The organism is uncultured Paraglaciecola sp. (assembly GCF_913058035.1).
Taxonomy (GTDB): domain Bacteria; phylum Pseudomonadota; class Gammaproteobacteria; order Enterobacterales; family Alteromonadaceae; genus Paraglaciecola.
The window spans coordinates 1-19,718 of record NZ_CAJXPA010000081.1; the positions used below are offsets into that span (position 1 = coordinate 1).

Here is a 19,718-nt window from a genome sequence, read left to right on the forward strand (position 1 = left end):
TTCACCGTTCATTCATGCCCATCTGTGACGCTTTACTCGGATAGTATCAAAATAATAGTAAGTTCCAATTGGTTATGGATGGATTTGTAATTCATGCTTTACCGTTACGGACTAACGCGGGTTTGACTGTTTCCTGGCCTCGATGGTTTGTCCGAGCATTTGGAATGGCTAAGAGTGGAGAAGTATTGACCAAACAAAGTGTTGAACCGGACAAGCCGGTGAACGCGGCGTTAATGCCCCCTTTACGGCGATAGCTCCACCAAAAAGGCAAAACCCTCAATGACCGCAGATCGCTCATTACAGACAGTCATCGTTGACGCGATTTACTCTTAAAATGTAAGCTTAAGCGCTAACAAATTATCTTTGGGATATCCCTCAACTTTGTTGTGTATTGCGGCGACAAAAAAGCTCGTCGCATAGCAAACTTTTGCTCAAATCCTTTCGCTGCAATATGCACTGTTGAGCGTCCATATCGTGCGTTGATGGTGTCCATACAAGCCATGAGTTTGGTGTTGTCATTTGAGGGTGTGAACAAATCGTATTGAAATAGCTCTTCATTGTGTAAATCCATCAAACCCACCCCGCATTTGTAATAACGCACATGAGGTTTGTATAGCTGCGACATGGCAATTTCAATGACCTTAAGAATATTACGAGTGTCATTAGTGGGTACAGCAAAGTGATGAAAGTACGACTTCCTAAAATAGTCTTCAGTATCATGGGGTGAGCTAGTTGCAAACAGGGTCATGCTACTCGTCAGACTTTTCTGCTTGCGTAGCTTTGTTGCCACAACTTCAGCATGGCTGGCTAAGGCGCTTCGTAGTTCTTCAAAATCAGTAATGCGCTGTCCGAAGCTGCGTGTGCTGTATATTTCTTTTTTAGCGCCACGCACTGTATCCCAAGTGTGTCGCACTTCACCGTTTAACTCTCGCACTGTGTTTTCAACTAAAATTGAGAACTCTTTTCTAATTTGAGTGGGGTCTCTATTAGCCAATTCCCAAGCGGTATTAACGCCCAGCATATTTAAACGTCTACCGAGGCGATTACCAATACCCCAGACATCAGTTACAGCCATCTTTGATAGCACTGTTTTTCGTATTTCCTTAGTATCAAGAACGGCCACGCCTTTGAACCCTTCCATTTTTTTAGCAGCATGATTAGCGACTTTGGCTAAGGTTGGTGTTGGGCCGATGCCTACACAGATAGGCAATCGTACTTCGCGCCAAACGGCTTTTCTTATCTGCATCCCCAGCGTTCCCCAACCTTCCTTAGGCGCGTTGGCCTGCTTGCCGTAATACAAAAAGCACTCATCAATGGAATAGACATTAATGTCCGGGGCAAAGCGTGCACAGGTATCCATCATGCGTTGGCTTAAATCGGCATATAGCTCATAGTTACTTGAGCGTATGACAGCACCAGCCGCTTCTAGCTCTTTCTTTACCTGAAAGTAAGGTACAAACTTCTTTCCAATCCCCATACGCTTGGCAATACCGCACGCGGCACATATACAACCATCGTTGTTTGTTAACACCACAACAGGTTTTTTACGAATGCTTGGGTCAAAGACCTTTTCGCAACTGGCATACATGCTGTTCACGTCACACAATGCGTACACTAGAGCTGCTTTTTGAAAGGACGGTGCAATCTTATTGAGCGTGTGACAACGCCTTCAATCTGAAACTCATCCCCTTCCCTTAAATAATAGGGTGGTAGGTTCTTACCTGAAGACAATAAGCAGCGCTGTACCTTGTCAATTTTCTTGCACACAAAAACCCCGTTGAGGTTTGCCACCACAACATCTTGGTCTTGAATATTTTGAGCACGGTCAACAATCAGTAAATCACCAGAGAAGATACCGTCCCCCATCATAGATTCACCTTCGGCAAAACCAATGTAAGTTGCGGATGGGTGGTCTATGAGAAGCTGGTCTAAATCAAGATTAAGCTGAGTATATTCTGCCGCAGGAGACTCAAAACCGATGATACCTGCGGATGCTTTAATTGGGATAAATTTCAACATACTGTAATTATATACAGTATTATTTTATTTGATATTAACTTCGTCATTATTTTTTGTATTGTATTCATTCGCTAATTTTTATCCTTCAGAAAAGTGGTAAAACCGAAGGTAAACGAAGTGTGCAATTTGACGATTAAGCAGGTTTAACCTAGGTTTATAATTCAACTTAAGGATGAGAATCATGTCACATAGTTATAATCCCCCTGCAATGCTAGTCAAAACTTGGCTGTATATTCTAACTTCAGCTGATGAAAATGAGGCAAGGCGACACGCCAAAAAAATGTTGAATGACGCTTTTGGAAGTGTTGAATTCGCAATCATGTACTTGGAAAATCACGAAGAAAAAATTGAGGGCTTAGGTGAAATTGCTCTGACTAGATATAAGCAAGAAGCAGGTTAAGGACTCAGCAACTCCAAGGTCGGCATTTGAGATGGCGGAAATTAAGGTCTTTTTAAACAATTGCTGGTTTGTGCTAATTGCAGCCGTTTTCTGACTGGCAGCTTCGAGCGATCAACGGACTGTCAGGATTCTTTACACATTTTAGCGTTTACCAATGTAAGCAGACGATCAGTGTTTTCGTGTTGTTTCAAATATTAGAATATGTTCTTGATGTTGTATTTTATGCACCATCTGGCTCCTTTGAGCGATGAATCGACATATTTAAAAGCGTTAAAAGAGAGAAATTCATCTCTTTTAGCTGCATAAAATACTTGTTGAATGACTCAGGGCGTGAAGCGGTCATACGATTGAATAAAACGTGACTGGTAAGCGATTGAGCATAGGAGTCGTTGAGTAACCTCGGTAAAAGTCAAAAATTGGCTCATCGCAGCCGTTCACAGTAAAATGATATCTGACTCAACCCATCAAACACTGGGCAGTCAACATCATGACTGACATGCCATCAATCGTCACCCTTTCACCGCCTTATTAGTAAACCACGGCAAATCAAGTGATGGCAGTGCCCTTGGATGGCACGCGCAATCTCATGACAATTTAATCCAAATGGATGAGTCATGTTTTTTTACACTTCCATATGTTGGCAATATTAAAATTCAGCTAACACATTGTTTTATATTGAATAAATATTTCTGGCGTGATTATTGTGTGCAATTTCGGTAGGCTCAGTATCAGTATATTGTACCTAATATGAAGGTATAGGCTGTTGCCTCTTCAGGAAAATAGCGCTTATTCACTGTGATCTACAGCGTTGATTAATACGTAAAATTTTTTGGTGGAAAAATCTAACCCCACGATGGTCACCCCACAATGGGGTCATTACATTACATTAAACGGAAGTAGATGATGAAAAACATATTATTAAAAACATGCTTAACCGCTTTGGCTTTGTCTGTCGCTGGTTTAGCCAATGCACAAGCTGCAGATATGACCCCTGACCAAATGCTCACGTATTCTGTGATTTCAGGAGGTGCGGTGAATATAGCAGCACAACCTGATTATGTGACGTCCCCCAATGTTGGCGGACATCTCGCTGGACAAGCGGCCGTTACTATCGGTGCCTTTACGACCGTCAATGATATTTATGCTGGCGCTGCGGTTACTACAGGTGCCTCGTCAAGAGTTAAGCAAATCCACGCTGGAGCTGCCGCGGGAGTGGGGGCTAACGCCTACGCTCATGACGTTGACGCGGGCGCCGCAGTGGTCGTCGGTGCCAATGGGCAAGTCGGCACGATAACAGCTGGCGCAGCCATCACATTGGGCGCCGGTGTGGGTCACATGGTTGCCGAAGATTATGCAGGAGTCGTCACCCGTGGGGCGGGTAGCAAAATGGAATATTCAGGTGACTACACAACTTGGAAAAATGCTGCAGGCACAGCAACAGGCAAAATAAAGAAAGCCGACGATATGGCAGTTGCTATGAGTAATATTGATACTATGCTCGCGCGGACAGGGGAAGTAACTCCGTACAATGTCAATACTAATACGGACCTGTCCAATTCGTATATTGGAACTTTCGGCAATGCTACAACAGTTCACTACAGTGCGATAAATCTGCAGGCGAATACTGATTTGGAAATAAGAGGCAACGTGACGGTAATCACCAGTGAGGCAATGACTATTGGGGCTGGGGCTAATATTGAGTTGGTTGACGATGCGACTGTCACATGGATATTGGGTGGTTCGCTCAATCTTGGAGCAGGGTCTAAATTTAGTGGCGAAACGTATGTGAAAGGCGCGGTTAATGGCGCGACGAGCGATGTCACATGTGGGAATTTATATGCGATAGGCGCGGTGAGTCTTCGCACGGTTGGCGTTAGTTGTTACACACCCGCACCGGTAAGCTGCACCTGGCCTGATATTTGGTACGAGCCGGGTTCATACATTTCGTACGGTCGTACAAGTAACGGCGAATGCTATCCCCCGCAGCCTCAACCGCCTTCAGATCGGTTTTGAGACAGCTTCACAGCTGTATCAAATTTATGACGCCTATGACATAGTTTACATTGCCCTAATGCAGGGCATTGGCTACGTTTAATATCATTGGGTGGTTGCTGTTGTCACACGTTGCATGTATCGGTTATCCACCGCTAGCGTCACGGATTTAAGATATATATATAGCTTTAGATAGCCCAAATGAACTGGGAGACGCTACGTTTATCATGGAGGTGTAATCCTTAGCTCCCAGGCCAGCCTTGACCCATCGCTGCCAACGTTTTACATACTGACCTAAGGCTAAAGCCATCTCATCTGAGGTGGCTTTTTTCTTTCTTAGTTGCTCATAAAGCTGCCTGTAGTGTAAAACGTGTTTTTCTACCGTCTTTGCTGCGACGGTTAATTGTTTGCCATCAAAATGGTAACCGAGAAAATCAAAGCCTTTTGATATTTTACCAATAAAGGTTTTATCCGGCGCTTGCTCGACTTTTAATTGATGAAAGTGTTGATTGACGGTTCTCACCGCTTTGCGCAAGTGCCAGCGGGTTTTGGCCAATACAATCACGTCATCCATGTACCTGCGATAAAAATAGCGGGTGTCACCTGCCATCTGCTCATCTAAGGCTTTTAAGTAATACGCTGCGATTACCGGTGATAAGGGGCAACCTCGCGATATACCGCAAGTAATGGACTTAAACGTACCGCCCCTTTCAACACTGCGTTTCACAAACTGCACTAACAAGCGCCAGATAAACGGGTCGGTGATGTCTTTATCCAATTGCTTGAGCAATATCGTATGGTCAATGGACTCATAGTAGCCCTTCACATCGGTTTTCATAACATAAGTATAATCAGGCAGGGCTGCTTGCAGAGCACTCACGGTGGCTTTTAGTCCCCCATGCCCTTTGATATGAGTACACAGTGAGGATAATGCTAAGGCATCCGGTAAGGCCATGGCTAACATCTTTAATACCAGCGCATCTTGTGATGACCACAAATGAAGGGTTTCACCATCGGCTTTGGTGACAACGCTCAACGGCATGAAGGTGTAATCTTGTCTGTTGAGTGTTTGCAGCAGTTCACCACGGATAGTGTGCCAGTGAAAACGCAGGTGCCAAATATCGGCATTGGCGGGAAAGTTACGCCGCTGCTTACACAACCATAAATAAGCGGTATCGAGAGTGACTTCGGTGAAAACATGTTGGGTATCTAGCATGGCTTAAGCATAGCTGAATGGCGGCTAAGGGAACAAACTTGGATTATTTTCAGAAAAACTGAATGACCGGTTTTGGCACTTAGGCGACAGACGGCAAAGGGGAATCAGGAAACATTGCTCTGGCTTGTTTCTGCCAACTGTTAGTAAACACCGATGTATAAATCAGTCTACTCATACTCCTTTTGCAATACAGTGGGCTAATAGATAAGTAAAAAGTCCATCTATTGAAACCAGAGTCTACTAGTTTATCGAATAAACAAATAAATGGGGCGGCAAACCCGCCCTCTTGCCACTAAAGATCTTTGGTTATGTTTTCGATATAACTATCCCAATCTTCTTGCTCTTCATCACTCAAAGCGCTTTTTTCTTGATACTCACGGCATTCACCTGTCGAATTAATCTGAGTGGCTCTATATAATATGCTCTCACCACAAAAACGACTTGTATCATATTTTTCTTCATCGTCACTGCATGAATTACAAACCTGTGCTATCGGTTCTTCTATATCGTCACTACTAAAAAGCGGTTGACCATGAACTGTTTTTTCACCACATATTTCACATTCTGGAGTAAAAGCTTCGGAAATAGCATGACTAATAAAGTGACTGGACAAACACTTTAAAGGTGAATCCTTCATGCTATTAATGACTTCTACAAGTGTCGAGTTATCTAACTCACTTCCTTAATGATAAAAAGTAAATTTATCTTCAATGGGTAAGTTATCATTGTCAGCTAAAAGTGCTTTTTTACTTTTCTATCCTAAAGCACCAGATATGGCAGCATGCGCATGGGATGAACCAAGTTTTTTCTGGTTTAAGTTGTTGATACTTTCTTGAAGGTATTTACTTGCTTTTTTGATTACATCAGACATTTTAACGTCCCCTATTAAGGCTGGTGCAATTGGTAGATGAGTATTAAAACGAACCGCACCAGCAAAATGAGATTACGTTAAATAAATCTTACAGTGATAATGTCGCTTGAGTTTGCTCATAACCAAGGTTGACTGGACCTTCGAAAAGGTTAGCGCACAACGTCACTGTCTGTCTGTCAATTATGAGATAAAATGAGTTGCCGGGAATGACACTCAGGCGACGGACGGCTAAGAGCGTTCAACGGATACTCGTCTGGGTGGCGTCGTATTAAAAGGTCACACTGAGTTAGCAGTCTATCAAAGAACACATTTTCAATGTGTTCTTTCCCCTTGATTTAAGGGACGAGGCACCACTACAAAAACTGCATAAATGTGCAGCTATTTGTTTATCCGATCTTAAGTATAACCCTGCATTCACCAAGCAATTTTACAAAGTCGATTAGACAAATCTCTGACGTGGGCCAGCTATGTTGTAGGGTTGTATGTTATTGGTCGTGATGTGAAAAGTAGGGTATTTCCAAATTTAGTTAAACCTACGCCTCAATGTTTCTCTTACTGGAAAAAGGATATCGTTAGGCTAAGGACCAAACATATGTCTCAAACAAATAAGCAGCTAATATAATTCCGACCACATTGATTGTAAGAGCCAAAAGAATTTTCCACCGTGTCCAGTAATTAGTTGAGTCTGTGTGTGTGCCGGATGACTCGAAAGGATTTTTATTGACGGCGACTACTTGTAGAGGCTCATCTAAAGCCCGCAGTAGTTCATCTCGTTTTTTTTCGGTATACCTACAATTTGCAACTGTAATTCTGTAATTTGCGACATAGTAAGGAATGTGTGCTGAAGCGTAAATACCGAGAATAAAGACGTAATATTTCGCCTTATGCCAGCTACTAGCCCAAAAACCCTCAGGTTCGGGATAAGACAAAACCAATATGAAGCTCGCTACAACCAAATGAAGTAATGTCCAGGGTATTAATATAAAGTATTTTAAACGCTTAATGTCCCTAACAGCCAGCTCATCGACCCATTCCTCGTTTTGCACTTTTGCCTCGTAAGCGCTTCTTTGTCTGGTTTCAGCTTGCACTTGGCATAAATCTGGATTTTGACGAATATAATCTGCGCAGCCACGTCCATAGGATCTGCGCATCTCTTTGTCTTCAAAGGGGACATGAGCCATAGAGATAACTACGCCATTATCATTAAAGACAAAATGCACTTTCGGTTCCGCTCTATAAGTGAAGGTAAATCCTTTCGTTTCATGACTAATGAAAAAAGATGAGTGGCAGGCTTCATCAACTCCAGCACCGTAAGCCGTATCAAGCATATACTGCGATGTAGCACCCTCGATATGTTCTTGGGCGATTCGTGCAAGAAAACCATCAATTATCAACTGCCTTACCTGGGCATGGTACATATGGCTTGGCCTACAGCTATATGTAAGGCTGCCATCTTCGTTTAGAGTATAATCATATTGGGCAACGTCGTATTCTAAATTATAGCCCCAGCCATATGCGTACTGTAGCTGTTGTTGCACGGCATCATAATGCCGACGGTCTCGCTCGTTCAATATGCTGCGACGGCAGGTAGGACAATGATCCCATAGGTTGCCTGAATAGTTGCAAAGATATGAATCATAGCAACGTTCGCAGTTTCTAATGTGGGACAAAGATATATTCAACTTTGTTGTTATAGAATTTTTCAAAACTAACTATAACCTAATCGTAAGCATCAAACATCCAGTTTTTTGTAAGGGCGATTGTTCCTTAATCTGTAAATTAATGACAAAGCAGTTGCAGGTTTTTCTACCACACTTAAAATGTCATAGGCCTAGTACATGGCCTATTTTTCTCCGGCAAATAACCACATTTATTCTTTGCGCGTCCCCGTCGTATTTAAGACTATTTCGTCAACGAGTCAAAAAAATTTACATACCCACCCAACCAGATTTACCAAGCGATTTACTAAGCCATCCATAATAAATTAACTCAATAAAATGACGAACTGGGCTTTGATTAAGAGATAAATCAAAGGATTGATATCATGCCCCAGCCTCGCAGTAGTCAAATTAGCTTATCGGACACCCCTGTTTTATCACTGCGTTTCTCGCCGTGTAATGCGTTCTTTCTTATGCGGTGTGGATAGTTATTCAGGCAAAAGTTATGAATATCGTCGTGGATGGGGTAGGTCAACTATTTTTGTACTTACCTTTAGTATTCTCCATTGATATATGTGCTTATGTCGTAATGAGTGATCACGTGCACGTGGTGTTAAGCTAAATGAGCATATCGACACAGAAGCGAACAAAGAAGATGACTGTTCAGGCAGCTTTTGGGAAGGACGTTTAAGTCATCGACTTTATTAGATAAAGCCGCATTAATGGCCTGAATGGCTTATGTTGATTTAAACCCCATTCGAGCCAAAATAGCAAGTACACCCGAAACGTCAAAACACACCAGAATTTAAAAGCGTTTAGAATCGATAAAACAACCCGCTTCACATTTATTGATACCCTTTGTCGGTAATCCTAGACAAGATATGCTCAAAGGTATCGGCTTTTTACTCAAGGGTTAGTGTGAGTTAGTGGACATCACAGACAGAATCATCAGAAACCACCAAGCAGGACAAATTGACCATCAACCACAGCCCATATTGCAAAGGTTAGGCTTATCAAATGAACAATGCCTCACCTTGACGACAGAGTTTGAAAAACACTGTTGTTATGTAGCTGATGCGGAAATGATGATGAAGCAATTAAAAGTACACACAGGTCACCAACGTATTCGCCAAATGGGCAAAGCCAAAACGCTGCTGTGCCGCGCATAACGTTAATCAAACAACCGCTAACTCACTAATCTATAACCAATAAGGCACAGTGACACCTAAAAACTGTTGATAGCCAATTGTTTGTTTAAATGATATTTAAACGTTAACTATCTTCGTCATAACCCATTTAACTCCATTCATTTAACTCCATCCATTGGGTTACCGACATCAACTTTGCACGATCCCTCAAACTTGGGATATTAATATAGGTGGCTGGGTAAATACGTCTTGCTCTAATCCGATTCATAACATGGTAAAAGGTATGTTCATTTTTGATTCTTGGCTGTACCGGTATAATGGGCAAAAGTGACTCTATCTATAAAATGAGAGTAGATTCAAAATGTTTATTAGACGGGTGATTTGCCTCCTATTTCTTTCAAATATTAAAGCAAGCAATCCATTCAAAACCAGATTATATGACCTTAAAAAGTGGTCAATTGTTGTCTCGTTTGTATGCACTTAAGACTCATTATTAAGGATAAGCCCTTTAACAAAAGTTGAGGTACAAACTAGATTTAATTCTCTTTCAATTATGTAGGGTTATTACTTACCCTTAATACATATTTTTTCAAGATCTACTTGTGAAGTTGGCATTATATGCCCTTCAATTAAAATGGGTTCATCGTATATTTCCCAACGTTTTAATTCAGCATCTGATACTTTTGGCATAAATAATCCGGTGTAACCCCAAATTAAATCAAAAATTGGTGTTATCCAATTGGCAAACGCAAAAGGTGCATAAAGTATGGTTGGCACACCTAATGTACCGCTGACAAACACAGCGCCGGAATTCCAAGGGATCAATGGAGCACTCATAGTTGCCCCATCTTCGATGATACGAGACACGTTGGTAGCCGATAATCCTCTTCCTCTAAAGGCAGGAGTAAACATCCGGCCTGTAATTGTATAAGCAATAAAAGCGTTACTTGCTAAATTAAGGCCTAAAACAGCCGCTAATGTGGTCAGAACTAGCGTAAATCGACCTTTAACTCTTCTCATCACTTCATGGATTAAGGAGTCTAGGCATCCAATTTTTTCCAGCACTCCCCCAAAGGCCATGGCTATCATTATTAATGAGATAACCCACATCATCGACATTATCCCTCCTTTTGATAATAATATATCGACCTGTGAATTACCTGTGTTTGCGTTGTAGCCCGTCATCATGGTGGTAGTCACATCACCAAAAGATGCATCCTGAATAAATATAGCAACCAAATTTGCAGTGATAACACCTAAGAACAAACTTGGAAGTGGTGCCATTTTTTTCCAAACTGTAATGCCGATGACTATTGGAGGTAACAACAAAAATACGTTCAAATTAAAATGTTCGCTTAACACCAGTTCTAATATCTCAATCTGATCACCATCATTAATTTGACCGGAGTATTCAAACCCCAAAAAGGTATAAATAACGATTGCAATTGTCATTGCTGGAATTGTGCTCGGTAGCATATTGCGTATATGATCATAAAGATTTACACCAACAATTGCGGCTGCAAAATTAGTCGTATCTGATAATGGCGACATTTTATCACCAAACCAAGCACCTGAAACTATTGCACCGGCTGTAATATATAACGGTATTCCCATACTTTCACCGATACCCAATAATGCCAGCCCCATTGTTCCCACCGTTCCCCATGAGGTACCAGTAAATACAGATACCACAGCACATATAATACATGTCGCTGGTAAAAAAAAACTGGGACTTAAAATTGTCAAACCTAGGGTGGTTAGTAATGGCACTGTGCCACATAAAATCCACGTTCCTATAGTCATACCAACAACCAAAAAAATGCCTAGTACAGGAATTGATGTTGTCACATTTTTAACTAAGCCAGTTTGCATTTCCGCCCAGGTATAACCATGTAATTTGCCAAGGATCACGGTGATAAATATCCCAAACACCAAGGGAATGTGCGGCGCTCCTTTGACAATGAATATTTGGTACATAAGTATTACGAGTGTTGAAGCTATAGCAAAGAGTGCTGAAGCCCAATGGACGTTTTTTTTAATTATATTCATAGCCACATAACCAGTTATTTATACACTTTTTAATGAAATTAGCACCTCAATCGCCACATGTCGATAACATTGTAGACATGACTAATTTCATTTTTCAGGGTGAATTATTTAATTTAATTCAATTCAATTCAATTCATAGGAAGGTTTGTCATCCTTTTAGATTCCACATGTAAAAAATATTTCAGATACCAGATACCAGATACCAGACACTAGAGACTACCGAGACAGACAGCCACAATAATGTCATGGTTTAAACAGTCAATCTAACTAGTACCGATTAAGTTTTGCGTATATGTTTTAGTCGTGAAAGGGTAATTTTCGAAGATATGGTGGTAAACAATTGTTTTTGGCATTCGGGATGAATATTTATTAATAAACGGGCATCACTTCACCTCCTCAGATTTGAACGCTTTATATTTGTAGGGTGGTTAGGCTTGATTCAGTAATTCTTTGGCTTTGCCCATTCCTTGTATTCGTTTACGGTGAGTGTGGGCTTTAAGTTGCTTCATCATTTGCTCTGCCCCTGCTGCATAAAAAAGTACTTTTCAGATTCTGTGGTTAAGGTAAGCCATTATTCGGCAGCTAATCCGAGTCTTGGAAATTTGCGGTTTTAATAAAGCCCGTTTTGTCTTCCCGTATACAACGCACAGTGTTATCTACTCATCATCATAAACAATAGCAATATTCATAACTGGTTTGCGCAACGTATCTTCATTGGGTAAAAAATACCATTTTATTTTACCTATACTCGTTACCTGTTAGGGTGCACGGATTTCTTGACACTACTCAGTTGGATATTACTTTTATGAAGTGAGCAATTTTATTCTTCTTACTCTTACCCGTGTTTGCGAGTCTTCTGGGAGGCTGCGAGCCACGACAAGCGACTCGCGATTTAGAGATTGCGCATGGTGATATTGAGTCACCTCCTCTACACGTGTGGGCTGGCGATGAAGATTTAAATGAAGGTGACACTGATTTTTTAACTGTTATCGATTCCGATCCGAAAAGCACGACCTATGGAAACGTGATTACAACCACACCTATAGGTGTCGCTGGAACGAATCCTCATTATGCCGAACATTTAGCTCCAAGGGGAGCCCTGCTTTTTGCTAATGGCTACGATTCAGGTCGGACGTTCCTGTTTGATTTCTCCGCTCGTAGGTCTCCCGAACTCAAATGCGAATTGGGCCAACTAGATAACTTCAACTTCCCGCATAGTTTCCTGAGGTTAGATGATGAAACGTTACTGGCGACTCTCCAATATGGAGACGGGAGCGAAGCAGGTAATCCAGGTGGACTTGTTAGATTTGATTCATCAGCGACTTTGATTGATATCGCAAGTGCCAAGGACCCTGCCTTTGAGGGATAGGTCACCCGCCCATTCGCGGTCGAGGCTATTCCCGAGTTGGACCGAGTTGTGACTACCGGTCGAACCATGAATATATTTACAGAACAGGCAGCAGATATTGTTCAGATTTGGAGTTTGTCAGACTTAAACCTTCTAAAAATACTGCGGGCCCCCAGAGTGGCTCCTGTTGCCAGTTCCGAATGTGTTTTAGGTATCGGTGTCATTTGTGATACGGAACAATATCCGGCAGAGGCACAACCATTCGAAAGTCGTGTGATGGCAGACGGTTCGGTGCTGATGAATACCCAATGTGCGGTTTATAGCGGATCAGTGATATTAATACTGAAGAACTCAACATTGAACTCATGCCGAACTATCCCGAACTATCCCGAACTATCTGGGTGCGCTGTGCCTGCGGTAATAGGCCATTACTACATTCTTCCAGCGACTGTCGGAGAAACAGTCATTATTCTGGATATGAGTAATCCGGAAGATATCAAAGAAGTCAGCCGATTCGCTACTCCGGGGTAGCAGTTGATCCCAAAAAACCGCGAGTCGTCTTCACATCTTCTGGGCCATCGCTCACCAATACGGTGCTAATGCTTAATTTTAATGTGGAAACTGGAGAATTGTCATTGGACGAAAGATTCGGTTCAAAAGAATTCCCCAGAGCTGGCCTTTCGTTTTACCGTGAGTCATGGCCGCATGGAGAGACAGGCACCGCTATTCCTCATGCCGCGTTCTTTGGTACTAACTGAAGAATTTCGAGGCAGTATAACAAGCTTAAGCTGCGGACTCGCAGGACGGTCATCGTCGATCTGAATCAATCTGCGGGTCACCCATAAGTCAAAGATGCTGACTAGGGGGATTGATCGTTCAACCGCTAGTCAGTAACGGTTTCTCTACGTTAAGTTTACTGAGATAGCGGTCGTTCATTACATTCGAAATCAAGGCTTATCAATTAAAAATGGTTAACTTGCTAAGCAGCCTTTCGCTATGGGCCTTTAATGTAAAGTTTAGCATTGGCTATATCAATAATACTGTTCAGTTGAATCAAGTGTTTATTCCCTAATATTCCAATCACGGGTGGTTGGCCTTCAACGTTAACGGCATTCATTAATGCTGAAAAATCAGTAATCAGGAAATCATCGATAACCATTTCATTACCAATCAAAACCTTTCCATTTCTATATACTTTCATCGGCAGCTCAACACCCTCAGCAATAATAGTTTTTGCGGTAGGGTGGTTTTCTAACTGGAAACCATATTGAATTAAAGCAGACTCATCCAAAACGAGTTCAGGGGAGCCTGTATCGACAATAAGTCTGACGACATTTTCACTCAACTGAACATCAACAAAATTGAACCCCATTGGCGATTTATATAACTCAATCACTTCATATTTAACGGTAGTTGATTTGCTCAGCAATAACTCAGTGTCATTCTTATTTTCAGGAATAAGTAGTTGTGCCTTTTTTACATCCAACAAAGCGTTCAAATGGGAAAGCGCATCATAACCAATAAGTCCCATAATATTAGGTGCAAATCGCCCAGAAGATTCATTAGAGTAAATAGATTTGATATTCAACTGTGCTTGCCCGATCGAAAATTGTGTTATATCAACAGAGAATGTTTCAATTATTCCTGTTTCTTCGCTACCTATTGCCACACCATCAATTTTTGCTTTGCCTTTAGTTATGCCAAAAACATTAAGTTTATTAGTATCAATTACAGTACCCGTTGCACCAGTATCAAGAATGAACTTTGCATTAACGTGATTTATCGATGCTTCTATTTCAAGATAACCTTCATGGGTTTTGTGAAGAGGAATAACCTGCATTTTTGCATTTAGCAAATGTGGAAAGGCTAACGAAATAGCGAATATAAATGATATGAAATTTTTCAAGCAACGTTCCTTTTGTTATTTTTAAAGCTCTGAGAGTCTAACTTTCCACCTTAGTTCTTAATTTTATATTATTCGAAATTGTTTCTTTGAGGTTACTTTTACATTAATTTGTCTTATGTCCACTTTCTACTATTTGGTGTCGTTCAATGTTCTAAGCGGCTTCGTATGCAATCGGCATATGGCCTGCGGATAGAGGAAGTCGAAGTTGAAGAGTTTAGCAGCAAAATACAGCAATATAATTCTTCGTTTGTATGTCTGCTATGTCGGCAGACTGTGTAAAAACTATTGATCACCTTTTGGTCTAAGTACGTGATGTTTATGATCAATCAGTCTTAGCCACCGATCCAACTTTAAGACCGAATTTAGTATAATAAAATGGTAAGCCAAACCAGAGTATGTCTAACATGTCTCACCATATTAAAGGTCAACCAAGACACCAATCGACACTCTTCCCAGAATCAATAGATGACTTTGTTACCGAAGATAATCCAGTTCGAGTTATCGATATGTTTGTTGACCACCTTGATTTATTAGACTTAGGTTTTGAGACCGTTAACCCAAAGCTTACTGGCCGCCCAGGCTATCATCCTTCTACAATGTTAAAACTCTACATCTATGGTTACTTAAATCGCATTCAGTCATCTCGCAGGTTGGAAAAGGAAAGTCACCGCAACGTTGAATTAATGTGGTTGCTTGAGCGTTTAAGACCTGACTTTAAAACTATCGCCAACTTTAGAAAAGATAATGGCAAGGGGATCAAAAATGTCTGCCGCAAGTTTGTTGAGTTATGTCGTCAGCTCAACATGTTTGACGATTCAGCCTTCGCCATCGATGGTAGTAAGTTTAAAGCCGTCAACAACAAATCCAAGAATTATACACCCGCCAAAGTTCAGGCTCATATCGAGCGAACAGAAAAGAGTATTCAACAATACTTAAGTCAAATGGACACCAAAGACGGGGATGAAAAGAATATTGACACCACAATATCTACTTCAAAATTAGCATGGCTTGAGCAACGATTAATTGAGCTTAAAGCACTCGAAATACAAGTGAATGAACACCCAGACAAGCAAGTATCACAAACCGACCCTGATGCACGTTTGATGAAGACGCAACATATGCAAAGACAGGTGTGCTACAACGTGCAAAGCGCTGTGGATACAAAACATCACTTGATTGTTGAACACGATGTCACTATGACAACAGACAGAGGCCAGCTCACCTTAGTGGCAGAGCAAGTCCAAAAAACATTAGGTAAACAAGACATCACTATCATCGCCGACAAGGGGTACTTTAGTCGCAACGATATCAAGGCCACACAAGATTTAGGCATGACGGCAAACGTGCCACAAACTGATACATCAGGCTCAGAAAAAAAAGGTATATTCAACAAATCATTATTTAAATACGATAAAGACAAAGACCTTTATATTTGCCCAGCGGGCGAGGAATTACCGCATCGACGGAACGTAACCGAAGACGGCCTTGAGCAAAAGGTATACGTTAATTTTTATGCTTGCCGAGATTGTAGTATTAGAGATAAATGCACGAAGTCATTAAAAGAGCCAAGGAAAATGAGACGCTGGGTTCACGAAGAAGAGATAGACGCGATGCAGCAGCGGCTCGATGATAATCCAAAGATATCGGTGTTAAGAAGACAAACCGTGGAGCATCCGTTTGGTACGATTAAAATGTGGATGGGCGCGACGCACTTCTTAATGAAGCGTAAAAAGAATGTCAGTATCGAGATGAACCTGCATGTGCTGGCTTATAACCTGAAGAGAATGATGACAATAATGGGGACAACTGGTTTGATGGAGGCCATCAGGCAATAAGGGGGAGATTTAGCCTGAATTCATGAGATAAAACAGCCTCTAATCGTCACATTTATCATTAACAACCCGCCTTAACACTCCAAATCTAAAATTCCGCGCTAACGCTAATAATCAGTGACTAAGTCATTTGGAAGGTTGAGTATCACAGAGGGTAAGATTTGGCGGTTGTAATCCGAGTTTTTACACAGCCTGTCGGAAATGCTGCCATTAGCATAACAACCATTCATTCAGCTCCAATCTTTAACACCTAGTTTCAAGCTTTAATAAACTTGGACATTTATTACCGATGTAATAAGTATACGAATATTGAGGTTATGCATCAGTGGAAATGTCACCCCACGACGTATTATAGCCAATTGTCTTCTAGTATCTTATCGCTATTGGCAGGCAAGGAAATCACGCTGCCATCTTCACCTAATGTAATAGGACCTTGGTAAGCATCGTCTGTGCCTTTAAGGAATAGCGCCTCCATTCCTGGAGCAGGTAGAGCAGGGACAATATGGTAATACATTAAGTGTCGGGCGTTAGCGGCTGCTGCGACTTGGGCCGCTTCGATAGGCGAGGTGTGATAGTCCGGAATATCAAACATCACTTTTGCTAATATTGGCATTTTTTTATTTGCTGCTGTCACTTGGATTAGGTTGATTAATTCATTCGATAAAGCTTCGTGTACTAATAAATCGACATTTTTAGCTGCCATTTCGACATTTTTTGACTTGCTAGTATCGCCACTGATTACTGCCGTACGTCCCTTGTATTCAAAGTGATATCCAACAGCGGGGTGAATGGGTTTATGATCCACTAAGAATGCTTTTACGGTTAGCCCATTTTGCTTAAAGACTGTCAGCATGACGCCTTGTTTGGGTGCAGCAAATTCTGTTGCGATTAAGCCTGCTCCAGATTTTGGTGCAACTAGGTCTGTATGGTGATCATGACGATATTGTGTATCTGCAGCATATGCTAGATTAAATCCATCGACCACTTTTTTGGTACCTTCAGGGCCTATGACAGGTAGTGGTGATGTGTTTGCCGCGTTGACCCAGCGCATCATCCCCAGCTTGCCTAAACTATCAATATGATCTGAATGAAAATGGGTTAATAACTGGGCGCTAATGTTCCCCACAGGGATTTGCATATCTAGTAGGTTGGTGGTGCTGCCAGAACCTGCATCTATCGTAACCAGAGTATTACCTGCAATGATCAATACACAAGGGCCTGAACGAATAGGATCGGGTAGGGGGCTGCCAGCACCACATAAAACAACATGTAAACCATCTTCAAGTGTTGAAATTGGGTTCGTGCCCAAGCGTTGCTCAACTGCCACTTCTGCAATTTTGTACCCAATGTCTGAAGGACTACAAGCGTTTATTATGATGACAAAAAAGAGTGCGATTGCGGGCTTAACCAATTTCATGATGGGTGTTTCCTGTATTAACTAATTTAGCTAATTTAATATAAAATGTATTAGCATTAAGCATGACACTTTTAACGAAAATCAATCAAGATACCACTAAGGCGCAAGCAGAAAGTCGTTGTTGAGCATAGCCAGCATGAAAGCTGTGTAATAATCCATTTCACAGCCTATTATTCGAACTTAATGACCAAACAGTTTACTTGGTGTTGTATTATATTTTGGGACTTTTGGGCGTCATAGTGCTGATCAAGTCTAAGATTAATCCAAGTAAGACTGCTGATTAACGTATTGAGAGCTGCGAAGGTTATGTCATCGTCGATGATAGATTTTGGCAAGATTGTTTGTAACGACGCTCGCTCTAACTCAAAGATCCGGTTATATACTGAATTCAGATATTCCGATCGAAAACGTAGCAAACTCAGGCTTACTCTCACTGGAAATATTACTTCGTAGATTTCGCAGCGATTTTGTAGCAGCTCATTTAATTGTTTACGCCAAGTTGTGGTTTTATATGGCTTGAGATATATGGGAAGCACTCGATTTTCTACATCTGAAGCGATTTCGCGAGTCAAGCTATTCATATCATCAATATTTCGAAAAACAGTACGTATACTTAATTGAGTTTTCTCTGCAATATCCGTGGCAAGGGGGGAATAGTTACCCGAATAAATAAGGTCATGTATAGCTGCTTTAATCATTTCTCTACTACGAATGCTGCGCAGACGGCGGCCATCACTTTTAGTGTCATTATTAACACGTGATGCATTGTTCATAAAACTCAACTCCAAGTAACGAATTAAAACTCACGTTTTGTTAAGGAAGGGCAGGTAAAATTTGGGATACCGTACCATGCATGTATTGGCATGTTGAATGTCGATATATATTATATTTAGACATATGATACATCGATTTTTTTAATTAAGAAATCTAGCATAGTGTTACAAGTATTAAATAATTTGTTGTTCTTCATGCAAATAGTCGAAGCCATACTAGTCACAACTTGAACCTACGGGGTCACCTATTAATTAGGTTTTTTTAAATGAAACATTAGACGAGGGTAGGTCAAAAGTATTAGCCGCACGACGTTAGCTTTGCCGACTGTATGCTGCAGGTTGCTTGGCTGTTAATTTGCCCGGGATTTATACAGATGCATTAAAGTTTAGTTACCCATGACACTTAACTGATTTTCGAGTTATCGATATGACCTGTCAATTTTATAAAATAAGTGTTGAGTCAGTTTTTTGGACTACCGATAACGTCAATAAACAAATGACTTAACTTCTTAACTTCCTTAACTTAACTTTCTTGACTTGACTCCTTTGTGTTTTTCCACAAACACATATCATACAACGAGTCATATATAGGCAATTTGAAAGCATTGCGCAGTGCCTATATATTGTAATTGAAGAGTCTGCTCTAAGTTCGGGTAAAGGCAACTTGTTGCTTGGAGCAGCGGCGGCTTTTAGGCACAGAGGCGGCGGCTGTTTTTATAACAACTGCAGAAGGTGTTGAACCATAATTCAGTATTAAACGTAGTGAATTTAGGTTAAATCATTACACTAAAATACACATTTATTTATGAAAAAGTCGACTAATTTAATTGCTTCGTTTACGTTGTTTTCTGTTATTACGCTCGTTATTTATATTGCGTTTAAGCTTGTCGCTGCCGGTTATTATATCACAGCATTGGTGCCTATTAGTTTGTTGTTAGTTGCCTTAACCATAGGCATTTGGCACATTGCTAAACAAGATTACTACTTATTCATGTCTCTTATACACCTCTGACCCTTCCGACGTATAGCACACACTATACCTACGTAACTCATGCACACTCACAACTACCATAGTCATTGATATGTATA

At 41.1% G+C, this 19,718-nt stretch carries 16 protein-coding genes and 2 pseudogenes; 8 read left to right on the forward strand and 10 right to left on the reverse strand.

Translation table 11 applies throughout. The features are described 5' to 3' along the window. Positions 1–349 precede the first annotated feature (349 nt). The gene (locus tag QZ562_RS11840; RefSeq protein ID WP_293760175.1) at positions 350–1,615 is read right to left on the reverse strand and encodes a Y-family DNA polymerase; all 1,266 of its coding nucleotides are present in this window, start codon (positions 1,613–1,615) and stop codon (positions 350–352) included. After that, on the reverse strand, positions 1,615–2,019 hold the full coding sequence (locus QZ562_RS11845) for a S24 family peptidase (RefSeq protein ID WP_293760177.1): 405 nt from the start codon (positions 2,017–2,019) through the stop codon (positions 1,615–1,617). The genes QZ562_RS11840 and QZ562_RS11845 overlap by 1 nt, the downstream gene beginning before the upstream one ends. Positions 2,020–2,200: 181 nt before the next feature. Here QZ562_RS11845 and QZ562_RS11850 point away from each other — a divergent pair, with 181 nt between their 5' ends. Continuing rightward, positions 2,201–2,419: a hypothetical protein gene (locus QZ562_RS11850; RefSeq protein ID WP_293760179.1), complete on the forward strand. Its 219-nt coding sequence runs from the start codon at positions 2,201–2,203 to the stop codon at positions 2,417–2,419. A gap of 900 nt (positions 2,420–3,319) precedes the next feature. Next, entirely contained in the window at positions 3,320–4,432 is a 1,113-nt protein-coding gene (locus QZ562_RS11855) for a hypothetical protein (protein WP_293760181.1), read from the forward strand. Positions 4,433–4,580: 148 nt separating this feature from the next. Here the strand turns inward: QZ562_RS11855 and QZ562_RS11860 are convergent, their stop codons facing one another. The 3 genes from QZ562_RS11860 to QZ562_RS11870 form a co-directional block, all read right to left on the reverse strand. Continuing rightward, positions 4,581–5,627 carry a reverse transcriptase/maturase family protein gene (locus QZ562_RS11860; protein WP_293760183.1) on the reverse strand — a complete coding sequence of 349 codons (1,047 nt, stop codon included), beginning with the start codon at positions 5,625–5,627 and terminating at the stop codon, positions 4,581–4,583. Positions 5,628–5,919: 292 nt separating this feature from the next. Beyond that, positions 5,920–6,264 (reverse strand): hypothetical protein, encoded by a 345-nt coding sequence (locus QZ562_RS11865; protein ID WP_293760185.1) that lies wholly within the window; start codon positions 6,262–6,264, stop codon positions 5,920–5,922. Between the two features lie 806 nt (positions 6,265–7,070). After that, positions 7,071–8,069: a hypothetical protein gene (locus QZ562_RS11870; protein ID WP_293760187.1), complete on the reverse strand. Its 999-nt coding sequence runs from the start codon at positions 8,067–8,069 to the stop codon at positions 7,071–7,073. Positions 8,070–8,542: 473 nt separating this feature from the next. On the opposite strand from QZ562_RS11870, the pseudogene QZ562_RS11875 reads away from it, so the two are divergent. Beyond that, positions 8,543–9,325 (forward strand): annotated as a pseudogene (locus tag QZ562_RS11875) (transposase). 543 nt (positions 9,326–9,868) lie between these two features. Here QZ562_RS11875 and nhaC read toward each other — a convergent pair. Together nhaC and QZ562_RS11885 are read right to left on the reverse strand one after the other, a co-directional pair. Next, a complete protein-coding gene (gene nhaC / locus QZ562_RS11880; protein ID WP_293760189.1) occupies positions 9,869–11,353 on the reverse strand; it encodes a Na+/H+ antiporter NhaC in 1,485 nt (494 codons plus the stop codon). A 428-nt stretch (positions 11,354–11,781) separates the two neighbouring features. Further along, positions 11,782–12,013 (reverse strand): annotated as a pseudogene (locus QZ562_RS11885) (hypothetical protein); the annotation flags it as partial. Positions 12,014–12,287: 274 nt separating this feature from the next. Between QZ562_RS11885 and QZ562_RS11890 the strand changes: the two are divergent. The 3 genes from QZ562_RS11890 (at position 12,288) to QZ562_RS11900 (ending at position 13,459) form a co-directional block, all read left to right on the forward strand. Continuing rightward, positions 12,288–12,722 carry a hypothetical protein gene (locus QZ562_RS11890; RefSeq protein WP_293760191.1) on the forward strand — a complete coding sequence of 145 codons (435 nt, stop codon included), beginning with the start codon at positions 12,288–12,290 and terminating at the stop codon, positions 12,720–12,722. Positions 12,723–12,788: 66 nt separating this feature from the next. Further along, complete coding sequence (locus QZ562_RS11895; RefSeq protein ID WP_293760193.1) at positions 12,789–13,232, forward strand: hypothetical protein; 444 nt, start codon at positions 12,789–12,791, stop codon at positions 13,230–13,232. Positions 13,233–13,336: 104 nt separating this feature from the next. Continuing rightward, a complete protein-coding gene (locus tag QZ562_RS11900; RefSeq protein WP_293760195.1) occupies positions 13,337–13,459 on the forward strand; it encodes a hypothetical protein in 123 nt (40 codons plus the stop codon). Positions 13,460–13,695: 236 nt separating this feature from the next. On the opposite strand, the gene QZ562_RS11905 is transcribed toward QZ562_RS11900, so the two are convergent. Next, a complete protein-coding gene (locus QZ562_RS11905; protein WP_293760197.1) occupies positions 13,696–14,607 on the reverse strand; it encodes an aspartyl protease family protein in 912 nt (303 codons plus the stop codon). A gap of 404 nt (positions 14,608–15,011) precedes the next feature. Between QZ562_RS11905 and QZ562_RS11910 the strand changes: the two genes are divergently transcribed. Continuing rightward, on the forward strand, positions 15,012–16,442 hold the full coding sequence (locus tag QZ562_RS11910; RefSeq protein ID WP_293760199.1) for an IS1182 family transposase: 1,431 nt from the start codon (positions 15,012–15,014) through the stop codon (positions 16,440–16,442). Between the two features lie 346 nt (positions 16,443–16,788). Here the strand turns inward: QZ562_RS11910 and QZ562_RS11915 are convergent, their stop codons facing one another. Together QZ562_RS11915 and QZ562_RS11920 are read right to left on the reverse strand one after the other, a co-directional pair. Next, positions 16,789–17,856: an MBL fold metallo-hydrolase gene (locus QZ562_RS11915; protein WP_293760201.1), complete on the reverse strand. Its 1,068-nt coding sequence runs from the start codon at positions 17,854–17,856 to the stop codon at positions 16,789–16,791. Between the two features lie 170 nt (positions 17,857–18,026). After that, on the reverse strand, positions 18,027–18,629 hold the full coding sequence (locus tag QZ562_RS11920) for a hypothetical protein (RefSeq protein WP_293760203.1): 603 nt from the start codon (positions 18,627–18,629) through the stop codon (positions 18,027–18,029). 805 nt (positions 18,630–19,434) lie between these two features. On the opposite strand from QZ562_RS11920, the gene QZ562_RS11925 reads away from it, so the two are divergent. Beyond that, entirely contained in the window at positions 19,435–19,641 is a 207-nt protein-coding gene (locus tag QZ562_RS11925; protein WP_293760205.1) for a hypothetical protein, read from the forward strand. Positions 19,642–19,718: the final 77 nt, after the last annotated feature.